Source organism: Bradyrhizobium cedriense (assembly GCF_054602315.1).
Map to the genome: position 1 here is coordinate 123,618 of NZ_JBTSWB010000009.1, position 19,763 is coordinate 143,380.

The 19,763-nt window shown below is 59.0% G+C and carries 14 protein-coding genes; 4 read left to right on the plus strand and 10 right to left on the minus strand.

What is annotated here, in order from left to right; all coding sequences use genetic code 11:
- Positions 1-19: 19 nt before the first annotated feature.
- Genes ACYCVF_RS31125 through ACYCVF_RS31135 form a run of 3 tightly spaced genes read right to left on the minus strand, consistent with a single transcriptional unit; the run spans position 20 to position 2,587 of the window.
- A complete protein-coding gene (locus tag ACYCVF_RS31125) occupies positions 20-1,273 on the minus strand; it encodes an MFS transporter (RefSeq protein WP_459606904.1) in 1,254 nt (417 codons plus the stop codon).
- Positions 1,270-2,100: a SidA/IucD/PvdA family monooxygenase gene (locus ACYCVF_RS31130; RefSeq protein ID WP_459606905.1), complete on the minus strand. Its 831-nt coding sequence runs from the start codon at positions 2,098-2,100 to the stop codon at positions 1,270-1,272. Before ACYCVF_RS31130 ends, ACYCVF_RS31125 begins: the two co-directional genes overlap by 4 nt.
- Positions 2,018-2,587 carry a SidA/IucD/PvdA family monooxygenase gene (locus ACYCVF_RS31135; protein WP_459607011.1) on the minus strand — a complete coding sequence of 190 codons (570 nt, stop codon included), beginning with the start codon at positions 2,585-2,587 and terminating at the stop codon, positions 2,018-2,020. Before ACYCVF_RS31135 ends, ACYCVF_RS31130 begins: the two co-directional genes overlap by 83 nt.
- Before the next feature lie 617 nt (positions 2,588-3,204).
- On the opposite strand from ACYCVF_RS31135, the gene ACYCVF_RS31140 reads away from it, so the two are divergent.
- Both ACYCVF_RS31140 and ACYCVF_RS31145 read left to right on the plus strand, forming a co-directional pair.
- Positions 3,205-3,492 carry a type II toxin-antitoxin system ParD family antitoxin gene (locus ACYCVF_RS31140; RefSeq protein WP_459606906.1) on the plus strand — a complete coding sequence of 96 codons (288 nt, stop codon included), beginning with the start codon at positions 3,205-3,207 and terminating at the stop codon, positions 3,490-3,492.
- 7 nt (positions 3,493-3,499) lie between these two features.
- Entirely contained in the window at positions 3,500-3,856 is a 357-nt protein-coding gene (locus ACYCVF_RS31145; protein WP_459606907.1) for a type II toxin-antitoxin system RelE/ParE family toxin, read from the plus strand.
- A gap of 172 nt (positions 3,857-4,028) precedes the next feature.
- Here the strand turns inward: ACYCVF_RS31145 and ACYCVF_RS31150 are convergent, their stop codons facing one another.
- The 4 genes from ACYCVF_RS31150 to ACYCVF_RS31165 form a co-directional block, all read right to left on the minus strand.
- Complete coding sequence (locus tag ACYCVF_RS31150) at positions 4,029-5,282, minus strand: TIGR02679 family protein (protein WP_459606908.1); 1,254 nt, start codon at positions 5,280-5,282, stop codon at positions 4,029-4,031.
- Positions 5,279-9,328, minus strand: a complete 4,050-nt coding sequence (locus ACYCVF_RS31155; RefSeq protein ID WP_459606909.1) for a TIGR02680 family protein — start codon at positions 9,326-9,328, stop codon at positions 5,279-5,281. The genes ACYCVF_RS31150 and ACYCVF_RS31155 overlap by 4 nt, the downstream gene beginning before the upstream one ends.
- Positions 9,329-9,389: 61 nt before the next feature.
- Positions 9,390-10,727 carry a TIGR02678 family protein gene (locus tag ACYCVF_RS31160; RefSeq protein WP_459606910.1) on the minus strand — a complete coding sequence of 446 codons (1,338 nt, stop codon included), beginning with the start codon at positions 10,725-10,727 and terminating at the stop codon, positions 9,390-9,392.
- Positions 10,720-12,234 carry a TIGR02677 family protein gene (locus ACYCVF_RS31165; protein ID WP_459606911.1) on the minus strand — a complete coding sequence of 505 codons (1,515 nt, stop codon included), beginning with the start codon at positions 12,232-12,234 and terminating at the stop codon, positions 10,720-10,722. The genes ACYCVF_RS31160 and ACYCVF_RS31165 overlap by 8 nt, the downstream gene beginning before the upstream one ends.
- A gap of 344 nt (positions 12,235-12,578) precedes the next feature.
- Between ACYCVF_RS31165 and ACYCVF_RS31170 the strand changes: the two genes are divergently transcribed.
- Positions 12,579-12,860: a hypothetical protein gene (locus ACYCVF_RS31170; protein WP_459606912.1), complete on the plus strand. Its 282-nt coding sequence runs from the start codon at positions 12,579-12,581 to the stop codon at positions 12,858-12,860.
- A 59-nt stretch (positions 12,861-12,919) separates the two neighbouring features.
- On the plus strand, positions 12,920-14,827 hold the full coding sequence (locus ACYCVF_RS31175; protein ID WP_459606913.1) for a hypothetical protein: 1,908 nt from the start codon (positions 12,920-12,922) through the stop codon (positions 14,825-14,827).
- Between the two features lie 646 nt (positions 14,828-15,473).
- Here the strand turns inward: ACYCVF_RS31175 and ACYCVF_RS31180 are convergent.
- Genes ACYCVF_RS31180 through ACYCVF_RS31190 form a run of 3 tightly spaced genes read right to left on the minus strand, consistent with a single transcriptional unit; the run spans position 15,474 to position 19,063 of the window.
- Positions 15,474-17,081: an acyl-CoA carboxylase subunit beta gene (locus tag ACYCVF_RS31180; RefSeq protein WP_459606914.1), complete on the minus strand. Its 1,608-nt coding sequence runs from the start codon at positions 17,079-17,081 to the stop codon at positions 15,474-15,476.
- Position 17,082: 1 nt separating this feature from the next.
- Positions 17,083-17,586 carry an acyl-CoA carboxylase biotin carboxyl carrier protein subunit gene (locus ACYCVF_RS31185; RefSeq protein WP_459606915.1) on the minus strand — a complete coding sequence of 168 codons (504 nt, stop codon included), beginning with the start codon at positions 17,584-17,586 and terminating at the stop codon, positions 17,083-17,085.
- A gap of 1 nt (position 17,587) precedes the next feature.
- Positions 17,588-19,063, minus strand: coding sequence for an acetyl-CoA carboxylase biotin carboxylase subunit (locus ACYCVF_RS31190; RefSeq protein WP_459606916.1), 1,476 nt, complete (start codon positions 19,061-19,063; stop codon positions 17,588-17,590).
- Positions 19,064-19,763: the final 700 nt, after the last annotated feature.

A 19,763-nucleotide genomic window follows, 5' to 3' on the forward strand; every position in this document is an offset into this window, starting at 1 on the left:
GCGAGCTCCTTTCCCAAAATTACAGGTCACCAGTTGTAGCCTTCACGCGAAGCGCAGCTACCAGCAGCGCATTCAAGGCCGTCGCGCCCAATAGCGTCAGCAACATCACGTCGGGACCAAATCCGCGGATTAACTGCCCGCCGACCAACGGAAAGCCGAACAATCCGAGGAAATATGCCAGCGTGAAGATTTGTGAGGTGACGGGCACGGACACCCCGTGGTCGCCAGCAAGATTGACGGCCATTCCGTTGAGGGTGGAGTAGGTGAGCCCGTAGCCTGTCGCGAAAATTGCCGTGGCCACGATATAGAGTGGGGTGCTGCCGGCATTGACAATGAACAGTACCAGTGACGCACCAGTAGCTGCGAAGAGCATGATCGCAAGTCGGTGTACAGGTAGGCGGCCCATCATGTGGGCGAGTGAGAAGCGCAGGGCCACGCTGGACGCGGTAAATATCAAAAAGAACAAATCGGAGTTCAGGTGACGGGATGCGGCATAGGCGCTCTGATACGTCGACAGTCCCGAGAAAGTGCAGGCGGCAATCGCAATCATAGCGATGGGGACAGCTGTGGATTTTCGAACGAGCGCTACGGTCGCAGTTACCGTGATTTCGATATGCGGCATCGGTACTGCGGGCAGGCCCAACATGGCACGTCGTGCGACTTCTACGCAGATGGTCGCGATGACGCATGCTATCGCGAACAGTACATAGACCATGGCCAAAGAGCCGGTGACGTTTGCCAAGAAGTGGCCGAGTGGGGCGGCTAAACCGAGCCCGGCCATTTGTGAGCCGGACAAAATGGTTAAATATTGGATACGTGCGGCGGGCCGTAGATGGCGAATGATCTGCAACGGCGACAAGATGAAGGCCACCGACCATCCCGCGCCCATCAGCATAGCGCCAGCATAAGCTGCTCGCCCGTCGAGGACTGCGCCGGCAATGAGCAGCATGGCCAGCGCCATGGTGATCGAGGCGGCCGCCACCGTCGGCATAATGCCGATGCGCTGCGCGACCCAGCCTGCCGAGCAGCAGCACACGATCGTCACAACCATGGCGCTGGAGAGCAGAAAGCCCGCGGTTTCACTGCTCTTACCGAGCGCCTGCATGTAGTCCGGCAACAGGAAGCTCGTGCCGTAAGCTGCTGCAATAACAATCGATGCGACCAGAAATGGTCCAAAGGCGCGGTGATGTAGCCTGACAGATAGCTCGTCCGCAGCTTTAGCCGGGGCATCAACACGACGGCCGTGAAGGGGGGAGAACGACGCTTGGCTCATGTGATTGCGGCCATGTGTTGCGCGGACGGCATCGCATCCCGACCGCCTCGTTCGGGCATGTCTGATGTGTCATAATTGTCCAAGATCTGCCGATCTGACGTATCCAGATAGAACGGGTGTCCGAGCAGGCTATTGATGATGAGGCTGCTGCGGTATGCGACCAGTGATAAATTGACGCTCTGCAGCCCATGCTGCAGGCGGCTTTGGTTCTGCAAATATACCGGCCCTGGCATGTGCTGATCGAAGCGGACCGCGTAGTCCGGGCCGACGACAGGCACGCTATCCTCCATGCGCGCGCCGCGGAGGAGCGTTTGCAAGAAGGGCGGGGTGCGCGGCTGGAAGCCTGTGGCGAGCACTATGCGATCAACCAGGATGCTGTGATTTCGCTGCGCCGCGATCTCACTCAGATCGACTTGCCAACGTTTGTTGTGGGACGTGATGCCCGTTAGGACAACGCTGGACAACAAACGAAAACTGTCGTCCAGCGCGCCCTCCACGCCGCGTTCGTACAATATGTCATAGAGGCGATTGCACAACTCGACGGAAATGCCGTCGCTTGTCAGCTTCTCTTGCTCCACGATGACACGACGTTGCTGGAGCGGGAGAGCGTGAAAACGCCGGCTGTACCCCGGCATGTAAGCCTCGTTTACGAAACTGTTGTCGTCCATTGCAAACAGGTTTGTCCGCGACGTCACCCACGTGATCCGGGCCGCTATGGGACGACTAAGCATGTGCTCAACAATCTCAGCGCCGCTCTGACCACCCCCCCACCACGAGCACATGCTCGCCGACGTAAGCTGGATCCCGCTCGAGATAGTCGGCCGCATGATAGACGGCGTTGCCGATCAAGGGCCTGGCACACGCGGGAATCTTTGGCTCTACGCCAACTCCTATCACCACAGCGCGCGCGAGGTATGTGGTTGTGCTCGTGGTGACGCGGTAGCCGTCCCTGAAGGGCGCAACGTCGACCACCTCTTCGCCAAAGCGGAGCGTCTTGAGCCGTCGTGCGACCCACTGGTAATAGTCGGTAAATTCCCGCCGCGAGGTCGGGGCGTCGCGTCTGTTGACGAAGCTGTAGAGCCGTCCGTGTCGTGCCAGGTAGTTGAGGAAAGAATAGGGGCTGGTAGGGTCTACCAGGGTCACGCAATCCTTAAGTGGCGACACTTGGAGCCGGCTGTTCGGCAGCGCCAGTCCCGGATGCCAACAAAATCCCTCGCGTTTCTCTAAAAAGAGCGCGCGCAGCGGGGTAGGTTCAATCAGTGCCGCCAGGCTGAGGTTGAACGGGCCGATCCCGATGCCAACGACATCAAGCATATCCACAGAGGCCTCTGTCACGCTCGTGTAAAACCTATCCGGAGGACGAAGGAAGTCGCCTACTCGAATTGGCAGCCTACAACCTGACGTCACGTGCGATACAAGCGCCTTCACTGATCCAGCTGGACCGCATGCCATTCTGCCGTGCGTAGAGTGGCCGCAACAAAGACGCGTCGTGAAGCCGGCGGCCACAGCCACGGTCATCTGGTGTCGCCGCCCCAGATCGGGCAAGCTCGTGATTTGTATGGATCTCTCAACATCTACCGGCACCCGGACGCGCAAGCGCTATTTGCGCAACTTCGTCACGGACGAGGTGCGTGAGCGCGGCCGGGCGAACGGGGGGCGCACCGAGGTGATCACATCATACTCAAATCGACATTAGAAAGCGGAGTCCTCGTGCGACTCCGACGATTGTCGCCGGCGGCCTCGAGTTCTCCATGGATATCCACACCATGCGAACTGCGCCAAGAGCGCGAGCTGCTCGATGTTCATGCGCTGCGGCTGCCTGACACACATACCGATCGGAGGGTGTCGATCGGAGGGTTGTGCTGAGGAGTTGGCTATGGCATAATATGCCATAATTGTTCCATGCTCTCGACCGGCCAGAGAGGACGCCGATGCCAACCAAAAACGTTGTGCTGACGAAACGGCAAGAAGAACTCATTGAAACCCTCGTCGAGTCCGGGCGCTACCAGAACGCCAGCGAGGTGTTGCGCGACGGGTTGCGACTGGTGGAACAACGTGCAGCCGAGGATGCGAGCAAACTGAAGGCCCTGCGGGCAGCCGCTCGCGTCGGCGTCGCGGCATTGGAGAAAGGCGAGTTCAAGGAATTTGAAACCGCAGGAGACCTGCACGTATATTTGAATGATCTCTCGGAGAAGATTATTTCCCGAACATCGGAATAGTCGCCTCATGGCCGAGCAGAAATGGCGTATTCGTCTCGGCGGAGCCGCAGAGCTCGATTTTGCGAATATCCTGAAATGGACCACTGAGAATTTCGGCCCCCGACAGTCTCGAATCTATCGGGACACGCTCGTTCAGGCGATCGCCGAACTTGCGAACGGTCCTGACGTTGCGGGGGCCAGGGCCCGCGACGAAATCATGCGAAATCTTCACACGCTCCACGTCGCGCGACACGGACGTCGCGGAAGTCACATCCTGATGTACCGAGTTGCAACCAAAACGACCATCGAAATTGTCCGCATCCTGCACGACAGAATGGACCTTCAACACCACGTTACGTCGGCCTCCGACGAGAGCGGGAAATAGCTCGCGCGCAAAGCGGCCGCGCGAGGCTTGGCGCAAATCCGGATATTGCCGGGTCGAACGCCATATCATCCCGCTTTCTCGGCACGCGGCGCGTGAAGGACCTGACCAAGGCCGACATCAACAAGGTCCTGAAGGACATTACGGCGGAGGGCTCATTATCCCTCGGAATTCACTATATCAAATCCTGCAAGAGCACATCAGCCAGACTCTCTTCGGCGATAGATAATTGATGTTCCTGCATAGCCGCGGTCAGAGCGCCATCCCATGATGCGTCGGCTTCCGGGCCGGTGAGTGCAAGTCCCGGGCGTGGCGCTTGCGCAACTGCGGCCAAATAGTCGGCAGCCTCAAAGCGCCATGGCCGAGCGCCGTATTCGCGCATCACATGGTTGCCAATGCGCACGCCCGCCCAATCGAAGTCTCCATGATATCGCAATCGACCACCAGCAGCTGTCAGTTGCTGCAACAGGACGCGTTGTGCAGCCGCAGGCATACCATCAGTGCACACCATTGGCACGCAGGTGTTTCCACATTGATCGGCTGCAATGGCAAGGAGATTTGCGTTCTCGCAGACATAAACGTCCAGCCCGCTCACATCCCATGAAGGATTGGACCGTAGAAGGAGGCGAAGCGATGCATAGGTTGGCTCGCCCGCGGCATTTGGCAGTATCGAGCGGCCCTTCATTTTGAGGTTCAAGAATAAAGCTGGCCGCGCCAACTCGTTGACCAACACGCCTGCCTTGGCCCAGACGTCCCGAACCCGCTCGTCGCCGTTTTCGTTCTCGACGTTGAGTGAGCCCTCCTCATGAGGACTGAGCTTTGGCACCACTTTCGCTCGCCAGACGGCAAGAACGAGAGCAGCTGCAGGTCGCCCATTGTCGAGTGCGTGTGCGTCACCCAACGTGTTCGCTGCCAACTGGGCCCGAGTCATTCCGCGGGCAGGCAGAGCATCCAGGACGATTTCGACACTGCGGCACAATCGCATGGCAGTGTCGGGACGACCGTTCGATAAGCGTTTCAAAAGACCGAGTCCCGTGGGCGCCTGAAGATAGGCGGAAAACTCTGCATGGCCCACATGCGAGACAACTCTCAACCATTCTGCCTGCAATTCGGCGCGAGCAGTCTCGGCATGAACAATAGGACCGTCGATGAGCTCGAGCGCCTCACGGAGTGATCGGGCAATGCCTGCTCGGTTCAGGGCTTCGTCAATTAGCGGAACATCAATCTGCATTGAACTCGAAAAACGCACGCTCCGACCCATGAGTCCCGCAAGGGCCGCGTGCTCATCCACGCCAAGATTTGCGATACGGAGGCGCTCAAGCTTGCCATCCGCTGGACCTCGCTCAAAACGCTGCCGAAGCCGTTTTCTGAGCGAGGAAAGCGAATCTCCCCCTAGCAGCCGATGCAGACGACCGTCTTCTTGAGTCATGCGTTGGCAAACCGGCGGTTGGGATCGCTCTCGCGTTGCTTGGCACGGCCATCCCATGTCCAACGAGACACGTGGATTGCGTCGATGTTCTCAAGCCTCTGAAGGTGGCAGATGGATACGCCAGGCAGCTCAGCGTAACAGCCCCATTCACGTTCGCTGGTTACGACGAAGTCCAGGTCGAATTCCCGGATCAACGCCATGCAGTGCGCCCGCGCGGCATCGTCGATGCCGGCAAATACTTCGTCCAGCAAGACGAGGCGCGGCGAGTGCGGAGTGCCGCTCTGGCTATAGAAGCTAGCGACCGCTGCGAATAGGGGGACAGTAAGGCCAAGCGCCCGCTCACCGCTCGAAGCCGGCCCTGACAATTTGACCCATTGTTTGTCCTGCCAGCGCTGCACCGTGAACCTATGCCAGTGACGATAGTCAAGAGCTCGGCTTAGCTGGTCAAGCAGGCTTCCCCCTGCGGCGTCAGCATTTGCTCGCTCAATGTTTATTCGTTCCTGCAGCATTGCGCCGACAACGCTGCGATCTTCCGGGCTCCAAAGATCCGCATTCGTGTTCAGCAACCGCTTTCGCGCCGCGGCCAGTCCGATTGGCGCGCCGCCAATGCCCTCGGGAAGTGGTTGCCATTCCAGACGAAAGCGAACGCCTGTCGAAGTCGGCCGCTTGTACAGTTCCACATTGATGGCTTCGACCTTCCGATCGGCATCCTGCAGCAGCCTTTGAATGGCCGCGGCAATTTCTGCCTGAAGATGGTTCTCCAAGACTTCACGTTCGCGGGCCGTGAGCAACTCGCGGCGCTGAACAATCTCCGCGTCGAGCCGTTCCGTCAAACGATCCGGCCGTTCTGCGCGGTTCTGATAAATAACCGTTACGACCAAACCGTAATCGGCGGTCTGATCCATCTGGGCCTGATGACCGAGCGCGCTCAGAGCACGGCCAAGATCGGTATAGTCGTGTGAAAGCTGAGTCTGAATTCGCTTCCAAACGTCATCGTCGTGCGGAACATCTGAAAGCAACTGTTCGGCACGACGTGCAAGCGTCAGCGCCGGCTCAATCGTCCAGATTGTGCGCAGATCCGGAAGCTCCATCTCGGGCAGGGCAACTGAAAGGAGATCCGTCGCTGCGAAACCTTGAAGCCGAGCTATTGCTTGCTGCCGCGCTGCCGTTCGCTCCTGCAGGACCTCATCAGCGGAGGTTACCTTCTGGTCGGCCCGCGCGCGCCGCTCGCCGGCGAGACTTGCTGCCCTTTCTTTTGTCTCCAGCTCTGCGTCGCTAGATTTGACGATGGCCCGAGCCGCAGCCAGTTTCGCCTGCAATTCCGCGACCTTCGCGCCGACCGATTCCTGCAGCGTCTCCAAACGGACCTTCGCTTCGCTAGCCTGCCGGGCTCGATTCTCCGCGTGCGCAACACTCCTTTCCATATCAGCTCGAGCATCTTGCTCGCGTTGTTGCTGCCCCAGCAGCTCGGACTGCGCCTGGCGCAGATCTCGCCCTGCATGGACAAGCGCCAACACCTTCTCGATCAGTTGCGACAGCGCCGCATCGACCATGTCCAAGCCCGTGTTGGTCTCCGGTAGGCGTAGGTCTTGCGCATCACGCGTAAGCACCGAGCATGTCTCATTGACGGTCTCAACGGCGCTTGCCAACTGTTGCGCGGCCTGCTCGTGCCGGTCGGATGCCGCACGAAACTCGCGCGCGGCTGCTGCCGCGTTAGCGTGCGACGCGCGTAGTCGGTCATCCGTGGGAGCGTTGCGCCACTCTGCTGCGGCGCAATCTTGGTTGCGCGCATATTCCTCGAAGCGCGCCTCGAGATTTTCATGTACTTCGGTCAGTTCCGCGAGCCGAACGGAAATAGCCTTGAGCCTGCGCGCGCGGGCGTCAGCGCGAGCGGCGTAGCCGATATAGAGCGCAACTGGCTTTGCCCACGCGCCGACCAGAGCGCCAATTCGGAACTCGCCAGCCGGCGAAAGCCAGGTTTCTGCTTGGCCTCCATCTTTGGCGGTGCAGCTCATGCCTTGGAGCAGTTTCGTAACAATGCGACCAGCAACCTGGCTCCCTGAAGGCTTCAGCCACCCTGCCAGGGTCTCCGACTGTGGGGCTCGTTCGACCAGAGTCGCATCGTGAAGAGGTGGAGTGCCGTCGGGCATTTGCATCCGCCCATCGGGATCGACCCACGCGTCGAGCAACCCCGATGCCTCGAGGGCGGCTTCCAGACCGGCACGTTGAGCGGCGTCGAGACCGTCGTGAAAATCGACAACCTGCCACAGGGGTGCGCCGGCCCGATCGATGCGGGCATCGGGCGCTCGGAATGACGGCACTGGCGGAGTGCCATCCTCACCTTTCTCAAGGCGCTCGCGTTCAGCCGTTAGGTCCGCTTCTTCAGTCGCAAGTGTCTCTCGCTCGGATGTAAGCGCCGACTGCAGCCGAGCAAGACGCTCGCTGGCCAGCTGCTGCGCGATCTGCAACGCACCGCGCGCCGGATTCTCTCCCTGGAGTGTTAGGACCCAAGACGCTAGCTCGCGCAGCGGCTGTTCCGCACTCGGCAGGATCAACTGTTGCAATGAGCAAAAATGCGCTTCCCATGCTTCGAGGATTGCCCTTCCTTCCTGCTCGACCGCCAGATCCGCAGCATCGCGACGCGTTTGGGCCGCTTTCGCTTCGTCATGTCGCTCCTGGTGCGCGCGACCCTTGATATCGTGCTCTCGTTCAGCTTCATCGACCGCCTTGCGTCGTTGTCGCACAAGCATGGCTTGCTCGCGGCGCCGATCGATGATGAAGCGTAAGTGGTCCCTTGCGAACTCGTAGCTCTTCTCATCGAGCGCGATGAGGTCGGAAGCGCCCGCTGCGGTGATTGGGCTATCGCTCCATTGGCGATCGAGTCCGCTCGTATCGGCGAGAGGAACGGCGGTCTTTCTGATGCCGAACAGCAAACGTTCGATCTCCGCGACGCGTTTTCCGCGTTCGGCCGTCGCGGTCGATTCTTTAGACAGGCGGCTCCGCGAGTCGATCGCGGCGGTCTCCGCCTGCTCGGCATCGCGTCGCCGATCTTCAGCATCCTTGGATGCGATATCCAACCGGTTCGCATCCTGATTGATCGGATCGGATTGCAGAACCTCAAGACGGGTGCGGGCCGTTGCCAACGTCTCCTTCGCTGCCTGGTGAGCGACCTTCGCCTCTTCTTCTGCCGCCTGCGCGTCTTCAAGCTCTGAGCATGCATCGTTCAGGGCGCGGCTGGCGTTGTCGAAGCCAGTCTGGGCTCCGCGAAGCCCTCTAGCCTGTCGACGTGTTTGAGTTCTTGCATAGATTCTGTATCGATCGGAAAAATGGCCAACGCTTCGGGCGAGATCCTGATATTCCTGCAACTGACGGCGGTCTTCCTCAAGCTGGTTGAAGGCATCGGCTACGTCGGTAAGTAAATCGGTCGAAAGCGGCGGGAGCGCCTCAGTCAGCGCGGCGGACAAGCTGGCCTCATCCGGCTTCTTAGAGAGCTGCGGCTGCCTGAGCTGGATCAAGGTGTCCATTAAAGCCGCGTAGCGCGCGCTTCCCAGTTGGAAGAAATGTTCGTCGACGGCGCGGCGGTAGCTCGCAGCAGTTTCAAAGACCTGACCATGATCCGCCAATACCTCTTTCAACTTTTCCTTTGAAAGCACGATCCTTTGCTGGTTCGTGAGCCATACGTCTTCGCCAACACGCCAGCCCTCAAGGATAAAGAACCAACTGTCGACGTTGCTACGGGCGGCGGTGGCAGACAAACCGCTGCCTAATGTCAGAAATTGAGGTTGCCCGTCAGCGCCAAGACGCCCGAATTCGATCCATGCGTATCCCATCCGGCGTTCGTGTTTGCCCAATAGCAAATTCCACGACATTTTCTTCGAGGCATCGCCATCGGGCTCTATCCGCGATGACTTGATTTGTGCATCAAATAGAAATGGCAACGTTAGCGATAGAACCTTGGATTTTCCGGTCCCGTTGTTCCCACGAAGCAACAAGTGGCCATCCCTGAACCAGAATTCCTCGCTGTCGTAGTGGAACAGGTCAACCAAGCCCAGCCGAAGCGGCTGCCATCGTTCGCGGCTAGGACCCGGCAAGCCTGGCTTTCGTCCGTTAGCGCGCATCGGAGTTCCGTCCAGACGCCGCCTTGCGCGCACTGCCTGCTTCACGAACTTCCGCCGGCCCGACAGCGAAGCGGCTGATTGCGGGCAAAGGTTGAATTCCGTCCTGCGACAGTGTGATCAAGCGAAGCTTGCGCAATCGTTCTATCGCGATCTGAGCCAATTCACGCTGTGTGCCAGGCTCTCGGGCAGACCGGCGCCAGTAGCGACCATATCGCTCCCGGGCTTCGTCAATGAAGCTTGCGATATCGGCCTCAAACAGTCGATCGATAGGCTCTCCGCCTTCCTGCAGGTTGTTGGAAAGAAGTTCAGCGACCAATAGAGTAATATGTGCCTCGGTGCCCTCAGCCGGCATCGAAATGTCGGTAAGTGTGCCTGTTTCATCGGCGAGCGCCAAGCCTTCCGCGCGTTGCTCAGCAACGAGCCCGGCTGCCTCCGAGAGGCGGGCAGCCATTGGGCCACGTTGATTCAGAAAGTAGGCGCGGGTGCTTGCATCGAGCGAGTCGGCATAAACGACTGGGTCATCAAGGAGACGACGCGACAAATCGCGGCGCATTGCAGTCCGACGACCGTCGTCGCTGTCTGGAACATGTTCAGCGGTGAGGGCTTGTAGCCGCTGCTCAATGTCGGCCGGCGCTTCGTCTGCGGCCCATGTGGATGGCCCTCGTACGGCCGCGAGGACTCCTGCAAGCACACGGCGGTGCACGTCATACAGCGCATCATGCAGGTGTTCACCCGTCTCGGACGCGTGATGAACGAATCCTTCCTCTTCTCCTGCAACTCGAACCAGAATGCCGAGGTCGAGAAGATGATGGCAAACGGCGACGAGCTCGCGCCTTTCGTGATGTGATTCAAGTCTGAAACTGAAGCCCAGTGCATTCAAAGTAGGTTCGGTCGCCAGAGCCAGCAGGCGGTCGCCCAGAACGCGAAGCGTGATCTGCGCGTCGGCGCGTTCAAGGACGGCACACGCCAAGCAGAACAGCACATAGCGACGCCGATCATAATCCGGGAACCCACGCGTCGAATCTAGAAGATCGGCGGGTCGTTTGAAAAGTCGCGCACAATCCCGTTCCACGTGAAGAACCCATCCGGTCTCACGAGCAAACCATTCTCTAAGATCCTCGGAATGCCGCCGCACCGCCGCAAACTCGGCATGCGCGGAGGTCATCAGCGGGGTCATCAGCAGCGCGCGCAGTGCGGCTGACAGCTCCTCCCGCAAGTGCTGAGCCTGATGCAATCCAAGGTGTTGAGGCTCAACGCGAGCCGCTCTTCCGTCGATCTTCTCACTTCGCGCAGTGTCATCGCCGCGCATCCGGAGCCCACTACTCATCTCTCACCTCCATCGAGGTCACGGTGAGAAGATGATCACGACCCGCGAATAAACCTGTGTCCGTCAGGATCTCAGCGGTAGAGTCGGCGCCAAGTGGTTCTAGACGCACACGCAGAAGACCATCCCCGGTTTGCCGCTCAACGGCGTCATCAGGATTTGTCTGTGCTGGAAGCGTTTCACCCAGCAAATGCAGAAACAGCTGGAAACCGTGTCGATCGAGCTGGCCAAGATCAGACAGACGTTTTGGCTCGCCATTCGCAAGCCGCGCGCGAGCGGCCTGGATTTCACGATCTTCCTCCGTCAACTGCGCTTCAAGCTGATCGCGCTCGGCTTGGCGATCCTGCACGCGCGGTAGCGGACCACGTGGAGCGACCTCGCCATATTCGCGCAGACGTGGATGAATTCGAACCGGGGGCGCATCGGCCCACGGCGTCGTCGCTGGCAGCTCCGGTATTTCCGCCCCAATTAGGAAATGGCGAGCGGGATTGAGGGCGAAGGCCGCGCGCGCAAGACGGTGCGCATCGCCGTCGTTCTGGCAACCAGCAAACCAGTGGGCAAGTGTCCGAAAGTCGGCCGAACGATCACTGCGGCCACTGCGCCGTTCATTTAATGCAGCAATAACTGCAAGCAGATGCGGAATAGCGGACCTGGCTCTTGATCTCAGAACTTCGGCCTGTGGCGGCTCATGCCCGGCGCTGACAAACCAACCCCGCAGGCCTTTCCATCGCTCTGTCCAGGCCTGATGAGCTCGAGAGAGCGCATCGTCTTGCTCGTCCTTCTGATCGGGGGCAACGTCACGCGACTCGCGCTGAGACGCCTGAAGTAGAAGCGGCTGAATCACGGGATCAAGCGCGACAATATGCTGGGCAATGCCGCCCGAGCGGCTGACGAGGTCGCCGATGAACCTGTCTAGGTAGTCGATCAATCGTCTTTTGTAGGCGATGATCGATGTCGTATCTGAATGCTGAAGCTCGATGCTGCGGCCGATGTTCACCATGAACGCCTGAGCGTTCTCCGCCAAGCCTTCGAAGACGCGAACCAAATCTCTCAGAGTTTCGTGAATCTTGGCTGCGTCGGAAATAGGCACTTCCGCTAGATGGCGGAGAACCTGGAGCTGCTTTGCGATGTCTTCGAGCGCAACACTCTGCAACTCGGCACGTCGCTTCAACGCCTGACTAAAAACGCTCAGCGCGGATTCGACCGCTTCTCCGCCTTCGGACAGTCGATAAAGAAAGCGCGCACGATAGAAATCGCTAATACTGGCAACACGCGCCGTATCGGGTTGCGACTGCAGGTTTCCCCACTCGTTCAGTTGCGCGAGAGCAGCTTGTAGCTCTTCGATCTTTGGCGGGGAACCTTCCCATTGCGCCTCGGCAAGAACCTCATCAGGCCTCAGGTGCAGGCGGAACTGCCGCTTGGCCGCAGCAAATGCATCCATGATGTCACGGTAGAGGCCGGATTTCTCGGCACTGACGTGCCGGAAGAGCTCGCGCGCATCAATTCGCATGGGATCGTCCCAGGATTGGGAGGGTTAGCCGCGGTAGACAGCAAGGAACAATTGGTGAACATTCAACCTTGCGGCGTACGTGGCGTCAAGGCTTGGCTCAAAGTCGGCCCAAAGTGCGCAAATCCGTCGATTGCCGTGTTCCGTTTCTGTTATGTCGCATGATAGTGATCATTTTCGATAGCCTTAGCGATGTCACAATCGGAAAATAAGTTAACTCTTGGGACAAAAAGGCTAGCGGACGGTGGCAGAATCGCTCATTTTGGCGTTGACGCTTGCTGGCGGCTCCCGCTAGTAACGAAACTGATACACAATCCAGCCATAGTTCGCCTCAGATCGAGAAGCCGATGGGTGCGTTAAGGGAAGCCGTGAGAGATCCCGTCGTTGAGCGACTGCGCAAACGAAAGCGCGCTGGCGTCACCGTCGTCGCGGTTAAGAAAGTGCGTTCAAAATTGGGTCCCGTCGCTTCCGCTCAGGTGGAAGTCGCGCTGAAGTACATGCGCGCCAAGAGGATCCAAGCCCACAAAGGCGAAGTCCGCGCGCGAACGTTCACGAATGCGCAGCTTCGGAACGCCGGCCTGGGCCATTTGGCAGAGCTCAATGAGGCCCTCGGGGTCAAAGAGTCCTGATACTCCAATAATTCCCCTAATACTCCAATAATTCCAGCGATTTTCATCGGTTCGTTGTTATGGCCGCGGCCCCGTCGCTTGGCGACCAGATCAGGCGCCTGTTTCCTGACGGTACGGGAAATCTGTCGGCCGAGAAGCCGGCTCGTAGGACTTGGGACAAGCTGCCTTGGCTCCCAGTGGATGTCTTCGCGGCAGCGGCCCATCTGCTCGAGGCATCGGGCGCGTACCAGTTTATCGTCGCCCCGTTCGTCGGCATAGCTCCGCCGCCCGACGTCAGATACGCGGGATCCTCGACACGTTCTGCGACGAAGCAAGATGTCGACCGTTGGCGTGCAATAGGCCGGCGTTGGGCCAAGGATTGGAGGGTCGGCCAACGAGAGATTCAACCGATATGGGATGAGCTTTGGCTCAGCCGTCGCTCACGATTTGTCGTCAGGCTTACCGAGTTCGATGAGCCGCCGTCCTGGTGGTATGCTGCCCATGCGCTCCTCATAATCGCGGACGAGTGCAGCAGCGATCTCGGATACACGCTCTCGAATGCGAGCCTTGAGACCGCCTCGAAGGGCTTATTTTGGGCAAACGCACTTGCCTACAGTTTCGCGCAGAGCGCAAACCGTCCCGACGACCTCATCGTATCTTCGGATGATCCGACCGACGATCGGCACATTCGCAAACACATTACGGTGGACACGCTCGACTACGTTGTGGATCCCAACGTCGCCCGGGTCCTTCCGAAAGGAAGGACCCCCGAATTTGGCTGCTCGATGCGAACGATGAGCCATAACCTGACGCTGCTGCCACCAAGGGGGTTCACGAGCGCTTATTGGCATCAGCCGGTCGCGGATCAGAAAAACCAAGACACAAAGCTTAATCTGTTACTTCTGCCATTTCCCTTCGTGATTCCGCCTAAATCGTTTCGCGGCCGCGAGAACAAGAACAAGAAGCACGGGCGCTGGGGTCGTTTCAGGATCGATCAGCGCTGGCTGCGGCCTGATGGCAAGTCCCCAGCAGCAGGCACAGAGTGGAGCACACCGGAGGGCAGCAAGAGCTTCGTCGAATTCGTCGATCGATTGCTGGCTGAGGCGAAACGCAACGGCAAGTGCATAAACGGGCTGATCTTGCCTGAGTATGCGCTAGACTGGACGACATACGACAAATTGGTGCGACACGTTCGCGACCGCTGGAAGGACGTCGAACTCGTCATCTCCGGAGTCTCTCGCGACTGCAATAAGTCCGAGGGAAATTTCGTGGTCGTCTCCACGATCTATAGAGACGGTATGGGCAATCGAGTTGCAGCCACGCATTCGCGCAGGAAGCATCACCGCTGGCAGCTCGACGGAGCCCAAATTCGTGGCTATGGCCTGGAAAAGGATCTCAGCCCGAAGGCGGTGTGGTGGGAATACCTCGAGATCGGTCATCGCATGGTCCACATGGACATCTTCAGGAATCGCTCGGCTCTTACTGCGGTGATCTGTGAGGATTTGGCTCGTGTCGATCCTGCGCTGTCGCTGATTCGATCAATCGGTCCCAACCTGGTGTTCGCACTTCTCATGGACGGTCCACAGCTCGCAAAGCGGTGGCCTGGCACTTACGCGACGAGCCTGTCTGACGATCCGGGATCATCTGTCATGACGATCACGTCGGCAGCGCTAGTCGACCGCTCCAACATCACTTTCGCGCGGAACGGCGGCAAGGGTCAACGCAGCATCGCGCTTTGGCGTCATCACGTCAGGATGCCGGGAGGGAAATCCTCCGACAATGATACGGTCGCGATCGAACTGGACAAGAACGCGCAGGCAGTCGTCTTGCAGCTCAACAGCAAGCCGGCGCCAGAAACGACCATCGATGGACGATCCAACTCGGATACGACGGCGTGGTACTACGTAGGTTATTCACAGGTGAAGATTCCAGCGAGCGAAGTTCGCAAGAAGGGATGGGAGTGGATTCTGTCGGGGCCGGTCGCCTGAACACGGTCAGATTTTGCGCCTTGATCGATCGCCGACTACGCTAGAGAGATACTTCGAATGCTGGATGACCGAACTCGGGTAGGACCTGTTCGCCGCGATAGGCGTCTTGTTTGCCGTCTTGGGTTTTTGCTACGGCGCTACATTCAACAACATGCGCCGCTGTCAAGGGTGCGGCTTCGGCTGTGTCGATGGTTGATCTCAACCGTTCACCGCGATGGGCTGGACTATCTCTGCCGCGTGGATGAGTCTGCAGCCCATACTGCGGCAATTGCAGCTGTCTTTAACTTCAGACAGCGGCAACCCTGTTCCACTGTTCGCGACTTCATTCTAATGGCTCTTTGGCAAGATTGTTCGTGCTGACGCATACGCGCGGTCGTCTACGCATTGACGCTCCAACCGCCCAGACGTGTGTCCGATCAGGTTTTCATTCAAGCTTGCGCGGCAGTTCCTATATCGCTGTGCAAACTCAGCCATCAGGGTGGACGAGCCGTCCTCTATTCACTGCGGTGGAAATGTCATAGCCAGATAAAGACGCGTAATACGGGCCTGCGGCAGAATCTGTAACGATCTCAACGGACGAATGGCCGTGAACTGTCAGAACGCGCATTGAAAATTCAAAGCAGGCTCGAAGGCTCCGCTACCACCGTCACATTCGGAATACGCCGTAATGCGGCGAGGTGATTGGGCTATTGAGCGAAGCACTCAGAACGATTGCAAGCGCATTTCTGGTATCGACGGGATCAAGGATACCATCGTCCCACAACTCGGATGTCGCATAATACGCGCTCGACCGCTCTCGATATTCGTCCAGAATCGGCTGGCGAATGGCTGCCAACTCCTCCATGGAGAGGTGCCCATCGTGCCGGGCCAGCTGTCTTGCCTTGACGTGTGTGAGCACGCCCGCTGCCTGCTCGGCGCCCATCGCCGAAATCTGAGACTGCGGCCAAGTGAACACAAAACGCGGATCGAAAGCCCGTCCCGCCATAGCGTAGGTTCCCGCTCCGTGGGAGGCGTTACAGACGATCGTGAATTTTGGCACAGATGCCCCGGAGACGGCCATGATCAGCTTGGCCCCGTCCTTGGTTATGCCACGCCGTTCGTAGTCGCGGCCGACCATGAAGCCGGTCGTATTCTGCAAAAAGAGCAGAGGCGTTCGAGACTTGTCGCACAATTGGATGAAGTGAGCGCCTTTCAGTGCGCTTTCGCTCAACAGCACACCGTTGTTTGCGAGAATACCAACCTGATAGCCATGCAGACGCGCGAAGCCGCACACAAGAGTCTCGCCATAGCGTGGCTTATATTCGTGGAACCGGCTGCCATCAACCAGACGGGCAATGATCTCCCGCATATCGAATTGCGTCCGGGGATCCCTCGGAAGAATGCCGTACAGTTCGGATGCACTATAGGCGGGCGGCTCCGGAGCGGCTCGGCTGATCGGGGCTTTTACAGGATCATTGAAGCGAGCGACGATGTCCCGGGCAATCGCAATCGCATGCAGCTCCGAACTTGCAAGATAGTCGCTCGTCCCCGATACGCTGGTATGCAAGTGGGCGCCGCCGAGTTCTTCGGCGGAAATCTCTGCGCCGGTGGCAGCTTTGACGACCGGAGGACCGCCCAGAAAGATCGCTCCCGTGCCCTCAACAATGATGTTGTAGTCGCTAAGCGCCGGGACATATGCCCCGCCGGCGCTGCAATGGCCCATGGCGATACCGACCTGCGGTACTCCCATCTTTGAGAGAATGGATTGATTGCGAAGGATTCGACCCGCGTGATAGCGATCTGCGAAGAACTCCGCCTGTAAGGGCAAGAAGCCGCCGGCACAGTCACACAAGTGAACGACGGGCAGACAATTCTCGATCGCGATATCCAAGGCCCGCACGATCTTCTTGACCGATAGCGGATACCACGCCCCGCCCTTGACGCTAGCGTCATCTGCGTGAATGACGACCTCTCGACCCGCGACAATGCCGATCCCAACGACCTGAGCGGCGCCGGGCACCTCACCATCATAGGCTTTGTTAGCCGCCAGTGTCGAAAGCTCGAGGAACGGAGTGTCTGGATCAAGCAAAGCCTCGATCCGATCCCGCACAAACAGCTTGCTTTGCCGCTTGAGACGCTCAAGGTCCCGTTCCGGACGCGCGAAGCGGGCGGCATGCTGGCGGTCCTCCAATTCTTTTGCAAGTCGCCTGTTATGAAGTTCGTTGAGCCGATAGTCTTCCGACCTGACATCCACCAGAGACGAGAGCTGCTGCATTTCAGGTCCTCTCCTTCAGGAGCGTAACCAGTACAGCATCCTCCTCAAAGCTCTCGCCCTCCTTGACGTGAATACGCTCGACAATGCCATCTTGTGGAGAGCGTATGACGGTCTCCAACTTCATGCTCTCGATCGTCATCAGGGCCGTCCCGGCGCAAACAGTCTGACCAGGCGAAACCCGGGTGACAATGACGACGCCCGGCATTGGCGCGCGAGCGACGGCTTGGCTTGTCTCCTGCTTCGACGTCGCAAGCGTTCGCAATGGGTCGCGGTAATGCAAACTGCGCGTTTCGCCACTCATGTGCACGTGAATGGTTTCGCCATCAATGGCGAACCTGACGGGCTGGCTTTCACCCGCAATAATAACAACACCGCAGCCGTCACCGCGATGGGAGAACGCGACCGGGGCAATCACCCTGTCATGCAAGCAGAGACGGTAGTCCTGTCGGCATCGCGACAGCCATAGCTGGTAGTCGACGCCATCGACCTCAAAGGAGTGATTCACGTTAGTTTCTCCAACTGCCCAGCGCCGCGTGAAGGTCGGACACGGCATCTGCCGATTCGCGGACCGGTCCGGTCAGGAGGGCGCCTGCTGCCAGGAAGGCCGACAAGTCGGCCTGGGGGTCGCCGGCGGCGATATGCGGATGTTCCTCAAGATAACCCGTGTGGATGTGTCCATGCAGAAATCCGTCGTCCGCGAGGATCCGGGCAAGGAAGCTTGCGTTGGTTGCGCAACCGAGAAGCACCAAGTCCCGCATCGCGCGATGCGCCTTTTGCGCAGTCTCGGTACGCGAGGGCGAATGCACAATGATCTTGGCGAGCAAGGGGTCGAATGCTGTCGTGATCTTCTGACCTTGCGAAAGGCCACTGTCGATACGCATACCGTCGCCGCTGGGATATTCGAGCACAAGGACCTTGCCCGTTGTTGGCGCATATCCGCGCTCCGGCGCTTCGGCACACAACCTGGCTTCGATCGCATGTCCGCTCGGCACAAGGTCGGACTGCGCTAATCTCAGTGGGCGGCGCGCGGCGATGTGGATCTGTTCGGCAACAAGATCGACGCCGGTGATCATCTCGGTCACGGGATGCTCAACTTGCAAACGCGTATTCATTTCCAGAAAATGGAACTCTCCTCCGTCGAGGATGAATTCGACAGTGCCTGCACTGCGATAGTTGGCTGCCCGGGCGATGCCGACGGCGGCATCGCAGATCCGTTGACGCAACTCCGACGACAGCCCCGCCGCGGGCGCCTCTTCGATGACCTTCTGAAACCGACGCTGGATCGAGCACTCCCGCTCGAACAGGTGAATAATGTTTCCGAAGGCGTCGCCGAGCACCTGGACTTCGATATGGCGAGGGCGTTCGATATATCGTTCGACATAAAGCCGCCCATCTCCGAAGTAGCGCTGCGCCTCGCTGCGCGCCTGGGCAATTGCGTCCTCCAGGAGGCCGATGTCGCGCACAATCTGCATGCCCTTGCCGCCACCGGCCGCGGAAGGTTTTACGACCAAAGGGGGGCCCAAGGTTCGGGCTCTGCGCACGAAGGTCGTTGGATCATCTTCCTCGATGGCGCAAGGAGCGACTGGAAACCTGTGCCGCTGTACGAAGTTCCGAGCCCGGATTTTGTCGCCCATCAGTTCGATGCTTTCGGGAGCAGGTCCGATGAACGTGATGCCGGCGCTCGTAACGGCCCTGGCGAACTCCGCGTTCTCCGACAGAAATCCATAACCTGGATGCAGTGCACCAGCGTTCGCTTTTCGGGCGGCGGCGATCATCTGCGGGATGTCGAGATAGGCAGCAATCGGCGTGCGTCCGTCGATCGCGATGGCTACATCGGCCATAGAGACCGCAAGCGTGCGGGCATCAACGTCGTGGTAGACGATCGCAGAACGAAGCCCCAGCTTGCGAAGGGTCTTGATGATACGAACGGCAATCTCCCCCCTATTGGCGATCAGTACCGTGTCAAAAGGCAGTTCGTGCATGTCCGTACCTTCCGCTGCTTGGTGTGCCCGGCGACAGATGCTGGGCTTGGGGCGACGATCGTCCTGTCAGCCCCGCGTCACGTGTCACAATTGTTGATCGGATTGGTCTAAGGCGGCGGCACGCACACATGTCGCGGCACGAATACGATCAAGCGAAACCAGCTGTCGCGCATACCTCATCTCGGGCCGCCATTTCCTGTGGCAGCATCCCGAACTGAGATGATTTGGCGACATGGCGCGCTCAAGCGGTGGATATTTGCTTTGAGACAGGCCGCGACGGCGTCCTCATCAGGTATGTGGGCGCCGCAGAGGCGAAACGCATCCGGTGTGCACGCCTGTCGCGCCTCCGCTGAGACAGGCCGATCTCGCGCACCTGCACTTGCACAGCACAGAGCTGTCGTCATCGCAACGCCAAAGAGAGCGATTGTATAGCGACGCGCTGTGGGGCGCGACGACCCGTTGGTTCGCTGCTTGTGGTTCACTTTTATCCTCTGTCGGTGTGATCTATGACCTTGTTCATGCTGTCGGAAACGACACCCGCGCGTAAGAGACGCCGACGTCATTAACCGCACGAGCAGTTGGCGTGCTTCCGATGTCACGTCCTCACATCGGACATCGTGCGACGGGCGAGCTTGCGTTCAAGCGCCGCCGTGATGCGAGAATGCCGCGCTCCGATCTCAAATGCCCGATTCGCCCGAGC